Below are 15,894 nucleotides of genomic sequence, written 5' to 3' on the forward strand. Positions count from 1 at the left end.
GCGATGCCGCCCGCCCTCTCCTACCCTTTGCCGGGAGCTCCAGCCATGACGACGACCCCCTTCACCCGCTCTTTTGTGCTCGCTTCGGCCATGGGCCTGGTACTGGCATCGTGGGCGGGCGTGGCCGCCGCGCAGGATGCCAAGGTGCCTGTGGGCTACGTGAAGAACGTCAAGGGCACGGCCACGGTCACCACCGATGGCAAGGTGGTGGAGGCACAGGCTGGCACGCCACTGCACCAGGGCAGCGCGCTCAAGACCGAGGCGCAATCGAGCATGGGCGTGATCTTCAAGGACAACACCATCATGTCCTTCGGGCCGAGCACGGAACTGACGGTGGATGAGTACCTGTACGAGCCGGGCGAAGGCAAGCTCAAGCTGGGCGCCCGCATGGGCAAGGGCACGCTGAACTACGTGTCGGGCGTGATCGCCAAGCTGCAGCCGGAGGCCGTGACGGTGAAGACGCCCACGGGGATGATTGGCGTGCGTGGCACGCAGTTCCTGCTGAAGGTGGAAGAAGAGTGACGGCGCTCACTTCGAGCTGAGCACGATCCGGTCGCCCAGCTCGTTCTGCGCCAGCCTCGCGCAATACAGGTTCACGAGCGGGTCAAGGGGGTAGCGCTCGTACAGTCCTTCGAATTGCGCCTGCGCCTGCTCGTCGCCATCCCGCACGGCTTCATAGGCCGACTGGTAGAGGTCGGTGGGCGCATAGCCCAGTGGCAGTTCCTCAGGCAACGGCTCGAACACCTTCAACGCTGCTCTCTTGCCCTTGAGCACGAGCTGCCCTACCGGCCGTGCCGACACGTTCGCGCAGGCCGACAACGTGGCTTCGGACGCGCAGATGAGCGTGCCCAGGTGCTTGTTCACGCTCTCCAGCCGGGCCGCGGTGTTGACCGGATCGCCCAGCGCGCGGTAATCGAAGATGGCACCGCCACCGAAGTTGCCCACGATGACTTCGCCCGTGTGCACGCCGAAGCGTGTGTGGCCGAACGCAATGCCTCTGGCTTGCAGGTCCTCCGCGTAGCCGGTGGCAAAAGCGTGCATTTCCATGGCGCAGTCCAGCGCGCGTTGCGCGTGGTCGGGCTGCACCACGGGCGCGGAGAACATGATGGCCAGGGCGTCGCCCACGATGCGGTCCAGCGTGCCGTGGTGGCGGAAGGCGATGGAGATCATTTCTTCGAGGTAGCGGTTGAGCAGGGTGACCGCCTCCGCCGGGTCGATGGACTCCATGAGGCTCGTGAAGCCGGCCAGGTCGGTGAAGACGAAGCTGCACTGCTGGCGCTTGCCGCCCAGCTCCAGTTGCCCCGGGTTCTTCATGAGGTATTCCACCCTGTTGGGTGAGACGTACCGGGAAAACGCTTCCTTCACCCAGCGCTGCTGGCGCTCGCTCCAGAAATGCCGGCACAGGCTGGCCAGCACAAAGGCCATTGCCCAGGCGAGCGCGGGCGTGAAGCTGTCGAGCAGCAGGCGGTGGTTCGAGAACGCGGACCAGCCGCCCCACAGCACGCCACCCACCATGCCCAGGGCCAGGGCAGCGGCCCACAGTGAAGGCACGAAGGCGCCGATCCAGACCACGGCCACGCAACCCAGCACCACCGCCAGCGCCTCGGCCGCCAGGGCCCAGCTGGGGCGATTCAGGTAGTGCCCTGAGAGCACCTGTTCCAGCGCCTGCGCGTGTGCCTCCACGCCAGGCATCACACGGCCCAGCGGGTTGAAGCGCAGGTCCATCAGGCCCTGTGCGGAGGCGCCCACCAGCACGATGTGTCCTTCGAGCAAGGCGGGATCCACGTCGCCAGCCAGCACCTTCCAGGCGGGCACATAGCGCTGAGGCTGCTCGGTGGTGTAGTGCAGCCACATTTCGCCCCGAGCGTTGGTGGGCACATTCGCCTGGCCAATGCGCACCTCGGCCAGCGCGGGCGCTTCGCCCTCGGCCCGCCGCAGGATGTAGTTGTCGGTGCCCTGCGCCACGCGCAGCAGCTCGGCGCTGAGGCTGGGCACGGGGGTGCTTGCCAACGCCAGAACCAGGGGCACGCGGCGCACCACGCCGTCGCCATCGGGCACGAAGGTGAGCACGCCACTGCCTTTGGCTGCAGCATCCAGCAGCGGCAACGGTGGCACTGCCGTGGGGAATGCGTGCAGCGCCTGGGGGCTGGGCTCGCCCACCCACACGTAGCGGTAAGGCGCGTTCGGGGGGGTGGCCTGTTGCAATGGCGATGCTGCGGCGTCGCTGCGCAGCGCGAAGCCCAGCACCACGTCGTGTCGGGCGATGGCGGCGGCAAAGCTCGCGTCGTGGTCTGGCAGGTTTTCGAGCGTGCGCGCCTGGGTGGGCGACAAGGCCCATTCGGCAACAGCGCGGCGGGGGGAGGTGCGGTCCGGCTCGGCGAACACCACGTCGAAGCCGATGACCGCCGCACCCTTGGCCCCGAGCTGGTCCACCAGCTGGGCCAGCCTGTGACGCGGCCAGGGCCATTGGCCGATCTTCTCCAGGCTGGCTTCGTCGATGTCGATGATGCGCACCGGCACGGCCTCGAAAGCTCGGGGTTGCCAGCGCTGGTACTGATCGAACCCGTGGTGCCGAAGGGCCTGAAGCGCCAGGGGGTCGGCCAGCACCAACAACAGGCCGAGCGCAGCCGTGGCGAGGCTGAGCAACGCGGCCACCGAACGCAGGGACAGCATTCTTTTCATGTGGTGTCAGGTCGGCGCTGGCCGCCGCCCTGCACCGGGCTCAGGCTTCCTGGATGCCCCACGACTGCTTCTCGGGGTGGCTGAGGGCACCAATGACCTCGCGCGCATGGGAGTCGCCCTTGGAGACGATGGACGAGAAGCGTCCCCATTGCAGAAAGCCGAACTTGTACAACTCGGGGTTGAAATAGAGGTCGGTCTGTTTGCGCGATTCCGACTGCCGCGACACGCTGTAGAGCACCGACACGTTGAGCAGGTACGACACGAGCGAAGGAACGCGGTAGCGCTGCCGGGCGCGGGGCTTGAGCCGGTCGAAGAAGACCTGCCAGGCGCTGGGCATTTCGTCGAAGTCGAGCCGGCGGGCTCGGCGGGCGCTGAGGTCCACACCGATCACCTTGCCCACGCCACGCATGTTTCTCATGACATCGGCGGGGAAGTTGTTGAACGTGCCGCCATCGCAGAAGAGCTCACCGTCCATCACCACCGGCGGCAGCGCGCCAGGAATGGCGATGCTCGCGCGCAGCGCGCGGCCCAGGTCGCCCTTTTGCCATTGCATCTCGCAGCCCTGCGAGTAATTGCTGCCGATGCAGAAGTAGCCCTTCCAGAGATCGACGATGTCGACCGGCCCACCCATCAGCGATGCAATGGAGCGCTCGATGATGGCCCGCACGCGTCGGCCCTTGATGAGCGAGATCAGGGGCAACATGTTGTAGTCGCCGGTGGGATTGATCTTGAAGGCCTGCTGGATCACGTGGATGGTGTCGGGAATGCTCCGGTCGGCCGCAATGGCCGCGGCCATGACGGCGCCCATGCTGGTGCCGCCGACGCAATCGATCTCGATGCCCAGCTCGTCGAGCGCCTTCCACACGCCCAGATGGGCAAAGCCACGCGCACCGCCTCCCGCCAGCACCAGGCCGATCGCGTTGCGGCTGAGCAGGCGGGCCAGCCGCGCGATGTCGCTGTCCAGCGCGGGGCGCAGGTTCACGTGGCCAGCCACGGGCCGGCGCTCCACCCACTGGCGCATGCCCAGCGGCGACCGGATGTCCGCGGGGTGCAGCAGCACCAGCGTTTCCGCCACCTCGCTGCGCTGTGGCGGATTGACCATGCAGATCTCTTCCACCGGGTGCACGGCGGCGGGCTGCGTGGCGTCGGCCAGCAGCAGCACCTCGTCGCTCTGGCTGATGCACAGTTGAGTCCATTCGCTCGGCTCGGGGTCGGCCACCATCAGCACGAAGTCGTGCTCGGCCTCCAGGTCTTCAAGCTCGGCCAGCGTATGGCCGGCCTCCACCCAGCAGGCGCGGCCGAACTTTGCCAGCGCCTGGGTGAGGCGCTGCGCCATGGCCACGGCATCCACGCTGCCACCGGTGATGGGCAGCAGCGTCACCGTGACCGGAGGCGGCAAGGGGCGCCGGTCATGCTGGGTCTGGAGCCGGTCGATGATCTTGCGGGTAAGCGCAATCGACACCTGCGGATTGCGCGCCACCAGCGCCGTGAAGCGCGCCTTGTCCAGCCGCACCACCACGGTCCTTCGGATGGCCACCAGCGTGGCCGATCGCTTTGCATCGGTGTAGAGGCTGATTTCCCCCGTGATCTCACCGCGCCCGAGTTCGCGCACCATGCGGGGCACGCCGTCGTCGGTCTTGACGTACACGCGCAGCCGGCCGCTGACCGTGAGGTAGGCGGCGTCCCCCGCCTCGCCCTGTTCCATGAGCACGTCACCCGCGCGCAACTCGATCCATTGAACGCTGTCTTGAATGTTTTGCAGCGTCTCCTGGTCAATGCCCGGAAAATTGTCGCGCAGATAGGTCGCCAATACGTCGCGCCGCCGCTGGAATTCGTTATCGTCTGCTGTCATGTCGCTCTCAATGGAGTGAAGCCACACACGAGGACATGCGGCATCTGGAATTCAACGGCACCCCAGATCCCCCCGGGGTATTCAGACAGCGGCGATACTAGCATCGCAACCCGCCATTTCCTGTCTCCGGCAATACGCGACGTTTGCGCCCAAAGATCCCTCCCGCCCGGCACGCATTGGCGTGCCGATCGACTTTGAAGAATTGGACCGCCTGCCATGTTTGAAATGCAGAACCTTCGTCGTTGGGTGCGGGCAACGGGCCTTCTGGGCGCGCTGCTGTTGCTGGCAGCGTGCGCGCCCACCATTCCGCGCTCCTATGTGGTTCTGGTGCCCGATCCGGACGGTGCGGTGGGTCAGGTGATCGTGAGCGGACCCAAGGGCAACCAGGTGTTGAGCCGCGCCGGGCAGGTGGCGGGGATTGATGGCAAGGAAGTCAAGGCCGAACTCGATGGCGTGCAATTGAAGTCCGACTTTTCAGCGGCCCAGGAAGCCCAACCTGCCCCGCCTGAGCATTTCGTGCTGTATTTCCTCTCGGGGGGAATTCAGTTGACCGACGAATCAGAAACTCAATTCACCGACCTGATGAATCGCTGGAAAACCCGCGCGGCGCAATCGATTGTCGAGGTGGTGGTGATTGGTCACACCGATACGGTGGGCAGCGCCGAAGACAACGTGGTGCTTGGAGCACAACGCGCCAAAGTGGTGGCGGACCGGTTGCAGGTTTCCGGGATGAAGTTTTCGGCGTTGACCCTGGAATCGCACGGCGAAAAGAACCTGCTCATTCCGACCAAGGACGGCGTGGCGGAGCCTCGCAATCGACGGGTGCAGGTCACGATTCGCTGAGTGGGGGCGGCTCCATGCCAGCCGGTTCACGGCCCGTCGGGTAAAGCCTTCACAGCATCCAGGCCGAAGCTCCCGTGAATGAAAATGCCGACGCCGCCTTGCTCGCCTGGTTCGCCCAGCGGGGCTGGTCACCCGCGCCGTTTCAGCGCACGGTGTGGCGACACTGGTTGCGCGGGGAGTCGGGCCTGCTGGTCACGCCCACCGGCAGCGGCAAGACGCTGGCGGCCTTTGGCGGCGCGCTGCTGGAAGGTTTGCGTGGCCTGGAGCCCGCGTTGCCCGACCCGGTGCGGTCGCGTGCGAAGCCTTCGCGACTGCGCCTGCTGTGGATCACGCCACTGCGCGCCCTGGCCACCGACACCACACACGCACTGCAGCAGACCATCGACGGACTGGGGCTGGGCTGGACCGTGGCCAAGCGCACGGGCGATGCCACCTCGCGCGACCGACGCCTGGCCCGGCAGGGCCAGGCCGAGGTGCTGGTGATCACGCCGGAGTCGCTCGCGCTGCTGCTCTCCTACCCCGAGACTGCGGGGCTGCTCAAGGGATTGCGCGGCGTGATCGTGGACGAGTGGCACGAACTGCTGGGCAACAAGCGCGGCGTGCTGCTGCAACTGGGCCTGGCGCGCATCCGCGCCATCTCGCCCGAGGCGGTAACCTGGGGCCTCTCGGCCACGCTGGGCAACCTGGACGAGGCGCGCGACGTGTTGCTGCCGCACCGGCCTGACGCGCCGGTGGTGCGCCACGCGCGCAAGCGCACCACCACGCTCAAGACGCTGCTGCCCGCCCGACCCGAGCGCTTTGCGTGGGCAGGACACCTGGGCCTGTCGCAGCTCGAAGGCGTCATGAAGCTCATCGCCGGCACGCGCAGCGCGATCCTGTTCACCAACACGCGCGCGCAGGCCGAGTTGTGGCACCGCGCCCTCTCGTCCATCTGGCTGGAAGCGCCCGAGGCCCTGGCGCTGCACCACGGCTCGCTGGACACGGGTTTGCGCATGGCCGCCGAGCAGGGTCTGCGCGACGGCAGCGTGCGCTGCGTGGTGGCCACTTCCAGCCTGGACCTGGGCGTGGACTTTCCCACCGTGGCCCTGGTGCTGCAGGTGGGCAGCCCCAAGGGCATTGCCCGGCTGCTGCAGCGCGCGGGCCGTGCCAGCCATCGACCGGGTGCGTCCAGCGTGATCCACTGCGTGCCCACGCACGCGCTGGAGCTGGCCGAGTTCGCGGCGGCGCGCCGGGCCATCGAGGCGGGCCAGATCGAATCGCGGCGGCCGCCGCGCCTGTCGCTGGACGTGCTGTCGCAGCACTGCGTCACGCTCGCACTGGGTGGTGGCTTCCAGCCCGACGCCCTGCTGGCCGAGGTGCGTGGCACGCACGCCTTTGCCGCCTTGAGCGACGTGCAGTGGCAAGGCGTGCTGCGCTTCATCGAACGCGGCGGGCAGGCGCTGGAGAACTACCCCGACTTCCACCGGGTGCAACGGGACGAAGACGGCATCTACCGCGTGACGGACCGGCGCGTGGCCCTGAACCACCGGCTGTCCATCGGCACCATCACCGCCGACGGCGCAGTGGAGGTGCGCTTTCTGCGCGGTGCGTCGCTCGGGTCGGTCGAGGAGAGTTTCATCAGCCGCCTGAAACCCCGCGACCGTTTCCAGTTTGCCGGGCGCACGCTGGAGCTGGTGACCATGGACCAGATGACGGCCTATGTGCGCATCGCGCGTGGCACCACGGCCGCCGTGCCGCGCTGGCAGGGTGGGCGGCTGCCGCTGTCCACCGAACTCGGCGCGGCGGTGGAGGCGGCGTTGAGCGGCCCGCGCGACAGCGCCGAGCTGCGGGCGCTTTCGCCGCTGCTGGATCTGCAAGCCCGCGTGTCGGCGCTGCCCACACCCCAGACCCTGCTGGTGGAGGTGGTGAACATGCGCCGTGGCGGCTCGCTGTTTGTTTACCCATTCGCCGGCCGCTCGGTGCACGAAGGCATGGCCGCGCTGTTCGCCCTGCGCCTGGGCCGCCTGGCGCCGCACACCGTGGTGTTCGCGGTGAACGACTATGGCTTCGTGCTGAATTCGCAGCAAGCGTTTGCCGTGGACGAAGGTGCGCTCGCCAGGATCCTATCGCCGGACGGATTGATGGACGACTTGCGTGAGGGACTGAACCTGACCGAGATGGCGCGCCGCCAGTTCCGCGACATCGCCCGCGTGGCGGGCATGCTCACCCCGTCGATGCCCGGCACCACACGACGCAACCAACGGCAGTTGCAGGCGTCCAGCGGTTTGTTGTTCGACGTGCTGCAGCGCTACGACCCCGATCACCTGCTGCTGGCTCAGGCCGTGCGCGAGGTGTTCGAGGCGCAGATGGACGTGCAGGCGCTGGCCGCAGCGCTCGCGCGTTGCGCCGCGCGCCGCATCGAACTTCGGCAGCCCCGCACGCTGACGCCGCTCAGTTTTCCTCTGTGGGCAGAAACCGTGCGCGGCGAACTCAGCACCGAAGACTGGAGCACGCGCGTGCGGCGCGCCGCCGATCAGCTTCAGGAACGCCATGGCTGATGGCGGTGACTCCATGGAGGTGGTGCTGGCGGGTGTTGCGCTGCGCCTGTACGCCGACCGCGCGCTGTACTGGCCCGAAAAACGCCGACTGCTGGTCGCCGACCTGCACCTGGGGAAGGACGATACCTTTCGTGCGGCCGGCATCGCGCTGCCCGCGGGCAGCGCGCGCCACGATCTGGAGCGCCTGAGCGCACTCATCGAGCACAGCCGCGCAGAGGCGCTGTGGTTTCTGGGGGATCTGCTGCACGGGCCTCTGGTGGACACGCACTGGCGCGAAGACTGGGCCGGTTTCCGCGCACGGCACGCCGGGCTGGAGATGCTGCTGGTGGAAGGCAACCACGACCGGGCGGCCACGCAGGCGGGTCTGGGCATCGAGCACCGCCGCGACCGCGTCGAGGAAGCGCACAGTCCGCTGGTGTTCGCACACGCACCACAAGCTGCGCTCGAAGGCGACGGCCGCTTGCTGATCTGCGGGCACCTGCACCCGGTGGTGAGGGTGCCGGGGTTTCGCGGCCGCTTTCCCGCGTTTGCGCACATCGACCACCAACTGGTGTTGCCGGCCTTCTCCCTGTTCACCGGCGGCTGGCTGGTGCGCGACGCCCTCTCACGCCACGCCTGCATGAACGGGCATCTGCTCGACATGGGCCCGACACGCTGACCACGCTGTTTCGGCAATCCTTTCTGCAATGGCGAGGAATGCTGGCCCGAATGGGGCTCGAGGGACACCTTGTCCGGGAACGTCGTTTGCCCCCCGTTGGCTTTCGACCTTCCAGCCAAGAAAGAACGCCTCGATGGGAAAGAACCGCCTCACCACCAGCATCGCCATCATCCTGGGCCTGATGGCCCTGGGACTTCTGGGTGGAGGTGCGTGGCTGATGGCGCTGGGAGGTTCGCCCTTCTACCTGGCGGCTGGCGTGGCGCTGGCGGTGGTGGCGCTGCTGCTTTACCGGGCCAGCGCTCTGGCCTGGTGGGTGTATGCCGCACTGCTGCTGGCCACGCTGGTGTGGTCGCTGTGGGAAGTGGGACTGGACTGGCATGCGTACGGACGCACCGGTCATGGCCAGCGCTACGCGCCGCTGGCAGAGATCAACGTCGACAACGTGGACCAGCTCGAAGTGGCCTGGCATTTCAACACCCGCGACCAGCGCGGCCAGCCGGGCGACCCCGAGGAAACCACCTTCCAGGTCACGCCCCTGAAGGTGGGCGACATGCTCTTCCTCTGCACGCCACACCAGTTCGTGATCGCGCTCGACGCCACCACCGGCGAGGAGCGCTGGCGCTTCGATCCGAAGATCCGCTCCGGCCTGGCCTTGCAGCACCTGACCTGCCGGGGGCTGTCCTATTGGTCGAGCGACGGCGAGCCGCCGCAAGCCCGCGTGCCCACTGCCGCGAGCGCGGCAGCCACCCAGCCCGTCCTGCCCGCACCGCCGCTGCCGGTGGCGGCCGAGGAAAGCCCCGCCACCGACAACTGCCTGCGCATGCTCTACATGCCCACGGTGGACGGCCGCATCATCGCGCTCGACCCGGAGACGGGCTCCGTGTGCCGCAACTTCGGCGCCGGCAGCGGCCAGATCAACCTGTGGCACGGCATGCCCAACGTGCGGCTGGGCGGCTACTACTCCACCTCGCCGGTGATCGCATCGCAGAAGGTGCTGGTGGTGGGTGGCACGGTGCTCGACAACGTGTCGACCAGCGAGCCTTCGGGCGTGGTCCGTGGCTTCGATGTGCAGACCGGCGAACTGCTGTGGCACTGGGACCCGGCGCATCCCGACGACAACACACCGCTGCAGGCCGGGCAGACGTATTCGGAAAGCTCGCCCAATGTGTGGTCCATCATGAGCGTGGACGAAGGGCTGGGCCTGGTGTACCTGCCCATGGGCAACCCGCCACCAGACCAGTGGGGCGGCAACCGCAGCGAGGCCATCGAACGCGTGGGCTCTTCGGTGGTCGCGCTCGATCTCGCCACCGGCCGCCTGCGCTGGGTGTTCCAGACCGTGCACCACGACCTGTGGGACTACGACGTGCCCTCTCAACCGACGCTCGTGGACCTCACGTTGAACGGTGCCACAGTGCCTGCGCTGGTGCAGCCCACGAAACAGGGTGAGCTCTTCGTGCTGGACCGGCGAACCGGTCGGCCGGTGCACGCCGTGAAGGAAGTGCCGGTGCCGCAAGGCGCGGCCGAAGGCGACCACACGGCGCCGACACAACCGGTCTCGGCCATCTCGTTCGGGCCACCCCCACTGACCGGAGCCTCCATGTGGGGCGCCACACTGTTCGACCAGCTGGCCTGCCGCATCGCGTTCAGGAAACTGCGCTATGAAGGACGCTACACGCCACCGTCCACCCAGGGCACGCTCGTGCATCCCGGCAACTTCGGCGTCTTCAACTGGGGTGGGATCGCGGTGGATCCGGTGCGGCAGGTGGCCTTCACGACCCCGACCTACCTGGCCTTCACGTCGCAGCTCGTGCCGCGTCCGGACGACACATCGCTGATCGTGCAGGACGGTGGCCCGCCGGAAGGCGCGCTGCCTGCGCTCAACGAGAACCTGGGAGCACCTTTCGCCGTGAAGATGGGGCCGTTCACCTCGGCGCTTGGCTTGCCGTGCCAGGCACCGCCCTGGGGGTTCATCGCCGGGGTGGACCTTGTCAGCGGCGAAGTGGTCTGGCAACACCGCAACGGCACGGTTCGCGACGTGGCGCCGATCCCGCTGCCGTTCCGCATGGGCGTGCCCAACCTCGGCGGGCCACTGATCACGGCGGGCGGCGTGGCCTTCCTCTCAGGCACGATCGACAACTACGTGCGCGCCTACAACCTCACCAACGGCGATCAACTCTGGCAGGGCCGCCTGCCTGCGGGCGGACAGGCCACGCCCATGAGCTACACAGGCCGCGACGGCCGGCAGTACATCGTGGTGGCCGCCGGGGGCCACGGATCGCTCGGCACCAAGGCGGGCGATTCGGTGATCGCGTACGCACTGCCGGGTGTGGCGACGGCCCGTTGAGGTTTCACACCGCCAACTGAAGCGCGACGCGGAAGATGACGAACTCGGCGGGCTTGAGGAACGCGACGCCGACCTGGCAGACCAGGCGACCGTGGTCGATGTCGTTCTGCGTCATGGTGCTGCGATCGCACTTGACGAAGAAGGCTTCTTCAGGCTTCGCTCCGAGCAACGCGCCGTTGCGCCATTCGTTGTAGAGAAAGTGGGTGATGGACTCGCGCAGCCGGTCCCACAGCGGTTCGCCATTCGCTTCGAACACTACCCACTGCGTGCCGCGATCGAGCGAAGCCTGCAGGTAGTTGAAGTAGCGCCGCTGGTTGACGTATTTCCATTCAGGATCGCTGGAGAGCGTTCGCGCGCCCCACACGCGCAGGCCCCGTCCATCGAAGAAGCGCAAGCAGTTGATGCCTTCGGGATTGAGCACGTCCTGCTCCGCCTTGTTGATCGGACGCTCGAAACGCACGGCACCTCGCACCACCTCGTTCGCGGGCGCCTTGTGCACACCCTGTTCGAAATCGTGGCGGGCGTAGATGCCACACACGAAGGGCGACGCCGGCAACACCACCTCGCGGCCTTCAACCCTGCTCACGATCCAGGGGTGGTACAGGGCCGCATGGCTGGAATCGAAAGCGCGCCGGTACGCCTGCACGCTCGCCATCGTGCTGCCCGCTGGCGCGTCGAGCACCGCGATGCGGTGAGCACCGGGCCGTTCGGCATGAGCAATCAGCGCGTGCGCCATCTCGGTGGTGGTGTCGCCGGGCGAAGCCACGATGGACACATCCGCCAGGGGTTCGATGGCGTCCAGCGTCGACGCCACGTACAACCGTTTTCCGCCCTCACTGAAGAACGCGCGCACGGCCTGCGCCATCGCCGCATGGGTCTCGCCATCCTGATAACGATCGAAGTCGCTCACACTGGTCAGCAGCGGTGACACGGTGCGCGAGCCGATGGTGCCGACGAAAGCCGTGGTGTGCGTGGCCACTGGCTCGATGTGCTTCGAGCGGAAGCTGGCCTCTTCCACGTACACGCCGGGAGCTAGGTACTTCGGCATGTGCGTTCCTTCGAAGTCGACCCAGGGCCTGTTGACCAGCACGTGCAGCTCTCCAGCGCCATGCCGGTTCTGCGATCAGCCCGGACGGATGTTGTTGCGCTGGATCACCTCGGTCATGGCCGCCGTGTCGCTCTTGATGCGGCGCGCCAGGCCTTCGGGACCGGTGCCGGCCACCTGCCAGCCCTGGGCAAAGATCTTCTGGCGAATGTCTTCGCGGCGCACGATCTCGGTGAGCAGCGTGGCCAGCTTGTTCACGTGTGCCTTGGGCAGGCTGTTGGGCGCGGCCACGGCGTTCCAGATCTCGAGCTGGAAGTCGCGCACACCCGCTTCGGACAAGCTGGGCACCTCGGGCGCCAGGCTGCTGCGGCCAGTGGACGTGACACCAATGGCCTTGAGCTTGCCACCGCGCACCTGCGCCATGGCCAGACCCGGCGGCAGCAGCGACATCTGGATCTGTCCACCGATGATGGCGGCAATCACTTGCGGGTTGCCGGGGTAAGGCACGTGCACCGGTGCGATGCCCGAGCGGCTCTTGAGCAGTTCCATGCCCAGGTGGCCCACGGTGCCCACGCCGGGTGTGCCGTAGTTCCACTTGTCGCCAGCGGCCTTGGCCACCGCCAGGTAAGCCGCGCCGCTTTCAGCCACCGTAGCCGGCACGCTGAGCACCAGCGGCGCGGTGGCGATGAGGGAGACGGGAGTGAGGTCCTTGATGGGGTCGTAGGTGGTGTCGGGGTTGAGGATCTTGGCGATCGTCATGTTGCCGTTGATCATCAGGCCAATGGTGTGGTCATCGTCGGCGCGGGCCACCTGGGCGGCCGCGATGTTGCCGCCTGCACCTGGCCGGTTCTCCACCACCACGGGCTGGCCCAGCGCCTGCGACAGCGGCTCGGCCAGCAGGCGCGCGGTGAGATCGGGTGACGAACCACCGGGGAAGCCCACGATCATCTTCAGCGGCCGGCTGGGCCAGGCAACCTGGGCATGCGCAGCGGGCAACATGGCAGTGGCCGCGAGGGCGGCGGCGGTGGCCAGGGCATGGCGGCGGGTGATGGGGGAATGTTGCTGCGTCATGGGGTCTTCCTCTTTCGAATTGAAGGCGTTTCAGGTGCCGGCGCCGGATCGCTCGGCCCGCCGTAGAGCCAGGTATTGTCCAGCAAGCGCTCGCCCAGCAGGGCCATGGCCCGGTTGCGCGCCCAGCGAAGCGGCCCGCTGGCGTGAAAGATGGTGCCGTTGCGCTTTGAAAGTGCCTGCACCTGCGCGTTGCGGGTCCAGCGAAAATCCGCGTACTGCGCGAGCGCGGTGGGCCAGTCGGGCCCACCGCGCTGCATCCGCTGCACGCCCCAGATGCGCCCCAGCGTCCACGCGTCTTCAAGGGCCATGGCAGCACCTTGCGCCAGATAGGGCCGCATGGGGTGCGCGGCATCGCCCAGCAGCGCCACGCGCCCCTGCGCGTGCTCCTGCGGGCCTTGCATGGGCGCTCGGTCGTTCAGGGCCCAGAGCTTCCAGTCGGTCACCGCGTCGAGCACGGCCATGAGTTCGGCGCACGCGGGGCCCAGCGCGCGCTGCAGGTCGGCCACATGCGCCTCGTGCGTCCAGCCTTGAGGATCGTCGGCCGGCTCGAGTGCACCCTCCACAAACGCCACCACGTTGAACCACTCACCCTGCTTCACCGGGTAGTGCACCACGTGCAGCCGGGGTCCGAGCCAGGCGGTGACGAGGTTGGCATTCAGCGCAGCCGGCAGATCGGCCACGCGCACCATGCCGCGATACGCCAGGTGTCCCGTGGCGCGTGGTGGCTGCTCGCCCAGCAGTTGCGCGCGAACGCGGCTCCAGAGCCCGTCGCAGCCGATGAGGGCCTCGCCTTGCAAGGTCTCGCCGTTCTCCAGCGTGGCCTGCACGCCATCGGCATCTTCATGGAAGCTTGCGAGCCGGGCGCCCAGACGCAGTTGCACTTCGTCCGGCAGGCGCTGCACTGCCTTCAGCAACAAGCCATGCAGATCGGCACGGTGCAGCGTGGCGTACACCTGCTCGTGCCGCGCCAGCGCCATGGCGCCCAGGCGCAGGTGACCCAGTTGCGCGGCACTGTGGGCATCGCGCACGTGCAGCGACTCGGGAAATGCCGCGCACTCGTACAGCGCGTCCATCAACCCCCAATCGGCCAGCACACGCACGGCGTTGGGACCGAGCTGCAGGCCCGCCCCCACCTCGCCCAGCGCTTGCGCCTGCTCCAGCACGACCGAGTGCACACCGGCGCGCGCCAGGGCAAGCGCGCACGCCAGGCCGCCGATGCCGCCGCCGGCAATGAGAACTGCTTGGGTCATGCGGGGATTGTGCCGCGCGGCAGGTGATGACCTGCCAGCCCCGGGCTACCGAAGGGATCGACCGCGTTCAGAGAATCCGGTTGAACCACAGCACGGACAAGCCGGCCGAGAACAGCGCGAGGATGGACGCGGCCAGCGCCAGCAGGCCCGAAATCTCGGTTTCCTTCTTCTCGACAGTCAGCCGCGAACTGAGGGTTTCATACACCTTCTTCAGGTTCTCGGCGGTGCCGGCGTGGTAGTACTCGGCCTGGGTGGTGCGCGCCACTTCCTTCAGGCTCTCTTCGTCCAGCCGCACGCGCATGGACCAGCCTTCAAAACCGATGATCTCGCCATCCACCGTGCCCACGCCCACGGTATAGACGCGCACGCCGCGCTCGGCGGCCATCTTGGCGGCCTCGGCGGTGTCCACGCCGGTGGTGCGCTGGCCATCGGTGAGCAGGATGATCGCCGCTGACGTGTGCGAGCCCGGTGCCACCGGTGTGAAGGGCTTGTCGTCAGGCCTGGGCTGGTCGAGCGCGCGGCCCTTGGGCGCAAAGGGATCGGTGTTGCGGCTGTAGGTCATGTCGCCGAGGTTGATGCGCTGCTCGGGGAACAGCTCGGAGAGCGAGACCACGATGGCGCTGCCGATGGCGGTGGCGCGCTGCAGCTGGAACTTGTCGATGGCGGTCACCAGGTCTTCACGGCTGAGCGTGACGGGCTGCACCACCTGCGCGGACCCGGCAAAGGCCACGATGCCCACTTTCACGTGCCGCGGCAACTCGGCGAGGAAGGCCTTGGCAGCGTTCTGCGAGGCCACCAGGCGGTTGGGCTGCACGTCTTCGGCGCGCATGCTGCCGGAGACGTCCATGGCGAGGATGATGGTCTGCTGGGTGGAGGGCAGAACGATCTTGGCCACAGGCCGCGCGGCCGCCAGCAGCATGACGGCAATGGACAGCAGCAGCAGGATGGGCGGCACGTGGCGGCGCCAGCCCGCGCCCCGGCCCATGGCTTCGCGCACGATGGACAGGCTGGCGTACTGCAGCGCGACCTGCTTGCGGCGGCGCATCAGCCACAGGTAGAGCAACACCAGCAGGGGCAATGCCAGCAGCAGCCAGAGCAACTGTGGCCATAGGAAGGTGACAGGCCAGTTGTTCATGCGCTAGGGAAGGTCTGCACAACCCCCGCCGCAGCGTGAGCTGAGTCGATGGATTTCGGATGTCGACATCGAAGTCGGATGCGGATGGTTTTTGACGGCGGATTTCGACCTTCTGCGCCCGTTTTTCCCCGCCCCGCAGGGCATCGCGCGGGGTGCGGGCGCACTCATCCCTGCAGCCTCAAGATCTGCCTGCGCACCATCCACAGATTGCTCAGCGCAAACAGCATCGTCAGCCGCGCCGTGTTCTTGGCCAGACCCCGGTAGCGCACCTTGGCATGACCGAACTGCTGCTTGATCACCCGAAACGGGTGCTCCACCTTCGCCCGTATGCGTGCCTTGGTCTGCTCCAGCTTGTCCATGATCTCGCCCATGGGCGTGCTCTTGTCCAGCATCTTGCGTTTGCCCGGGCGCATGGCCACGTGCCAGTTCGCCTCGATGCCCTGCGTCTCTTCACGCTTGGCCACGCCCTGGTAGCCC

At 67.5% G+C, this 15,894-nt stretch carries 12 protein-coding genes; 5 read left to right on the plus strand and 7 right to left on the minus strand.

What is annotated here, in order from left to right; translation table 11 throughout:
• Positions 1-45: 45 nt before the first annotated feature.
• On the plus strand, positions 46-522 hold the full coding sequence (locus ACTIF6_RS25395; RefSeq protein WP_439590514.1) for a FecR family protein: 477 nt from the start codon (positions 46-48) through the stop codon (positions 520-522).
• Positions 523-528: 6 nt separating this feature from the next.
• On the opposite strand, the gene ACTIF6_RS25400 is transcribed toward ACTIF6_RS25395, so the two are convergent.
• Both ACTIF6_RS25400 and ACTIF6_RS25405 read right to left on the minus strand, forming a co-directional pair.
• Positions 529-2,682, minus strand: a complete 2,154-nt coding sequence (locus tag ACTIF6_RS25400; RefSeq protein WP_439590515.1) for a CHASE2 domain-containing protein — start codon at positions 2,680-2,682, stop codon at positions 529-531.
• A gap of 40 nt (positions 2,683-2,722) precedes the next feature.
• Complete coding sequence (locus ACTIF6_RS25405) at positions 2,723-4,534, minus strand: patatin-like phospholipase family protein (protein ID WP_439590516.1); 1,812 nt, start codon at positions 4,532-4,534, stop codon at positions 2,723-2,725.
• A 216-nt stretch (positions 4,535-4,750) separates the two neighbouring features.
• Between ACTIF6_RS25405 and ACTIF6_RS25410 the strand changes: the two genes are divergently transcribed.
• The 4 genes from ACTIF6_RS25410 to ACTIF6_RS25425 all read left to right on the plus strand — a co-directional run bounded on the left by ACTIF6_RS25410 (position 4,751) and on the right by ACTIF6_RS25425 (position 10,916).
• Positions 4,751-5,377, plus strand: coding sequence for an OmpA family protein (locus ACTIF6_RS25410; RefSeq protein WP_439590517.1), 627 nt, complete (start codon positions 4,751-4,753; stop codon positions 5,375-5,377).
• A gap of 74 nt (positions 5,378-5,451) precedes the next feature.
• Positions 5,452-7,914, plus strand: coding sequence for a ligase-associated DNA damage response DEXH box helicase (locus ACTIF6_RS25415; RefSeq protein ID WP_439590518.1), 2,463 nt, complete (start codon positions 5,452-5,454; stop codon positions 7,912-7,914).
• Entirely contained in the window at positions 7,907-8,572 is a 666-nt protein-coding gene (pdeM, locus tag ACTIF6_RS25420; protein ID WP_439590519.1) for a ligase-associated DNA damage response endonuclease PdeM, read from the plus strand. Before ACTIF6_RS25415 ends, pdeM begins: the two co-directional genes overlap by 8 nt.
• Before the next feature lie 133 nt (positions 8,573-8,705).
• Positions 8,706-10,916: a membrane-bound PQQ-dependent dehydrogenase, glucose/quinate/shikimate family gene (locus tag ACTIF6_RS25425; protein WP_439590520.1), complete on the plus strand. Its 2,211-nt coding sequence runs from the start codon at positions 8,706-8,708 to the stop codon at positions 10,914-10,916.
• Between the two features lie 4 nt (positions 10,917-10,920).
• On the opposite strand, the gene ACTIF6_RS25430 is transcribed toward ACTIF6_RS25425, so the two are convergent.
• The 5 genes from ACTIF6_RS25430 to ACTIF6_RS25450 all read right to left on the minus strand — a co-directional run.
• Complete coding sequence (locus ACTIF6_RS25430; protein ID WP_439590521.1) at positions 10,921-12,006, minus strand: phage tail sheath family protein; 1,086 nt, start codon at positions 12,004-12,006, stop codon at positions 10,921-10,923.
• 33 nt (positions 12,007-12,039) lie between these two features.
• Positions 12,040-13,032 carry a Bug family tripartite tricarboxylate transporter substrate binding protein gene (locus tag ACTIF6_RS25435; protein ID WP_439590522.1) on the minus strand — a complete coding sequence of 331 codons (993 nt, stop codon included), beginning with the start codon at positions 13,030-13,032 and terminating at the stop codon, positions 12,040-12,042.
• Positions 13,029-14,282: an FAD-dependent monooxygenase gene (locus tag ACTIF6_RS25440; protein WP_439590523.1), complete on the minus strand. Its 1,254-nt coding sequence runs from the start codon at positions 14,280-14,282 to the stop codon at positions 13,029-13,031. Before ACTIF6_RS25440 ends, ACTIF6_RS25435 begins: the two co-directional genes overlap by 4 nt.
• 67 nt (positions 14,283-14,349) lie before the next feature.
• Positions 14,350-15,417 carry a VWA domain-containing protein gene (locus ACTIF6_RS25445; RefSeq protein ID WP_439590524.1) on the minus strand — a complete coding sequence of 356 codons (1,068 nt, stop codon included), beginning with the start codon at positions 15,415-15,417 and terminating at the stop codon, positions 14,350-14,352.
• A gap of 164 nt (positions 15,418-15,581) precedes the next feature.
• Positions 15,582-15,894 (minus strand): transposase (locus ACTIF6_RS25450; protein WP_439590525.1); only part of this gene is annotated, 313 nt, incomplete at its 5' end.

Origin of the sequence: Hydrogenophaga sp. (assembly GCF_051860785.1) — a bacterium.
In the GTDB taxonomy this organism is placed as follows: domain Bacteria; phylum Pseudomonadota; class Gammaproteobacteria; order Burkholderiales; family Burkholderiaceae_C; genus Hydrogenophaga.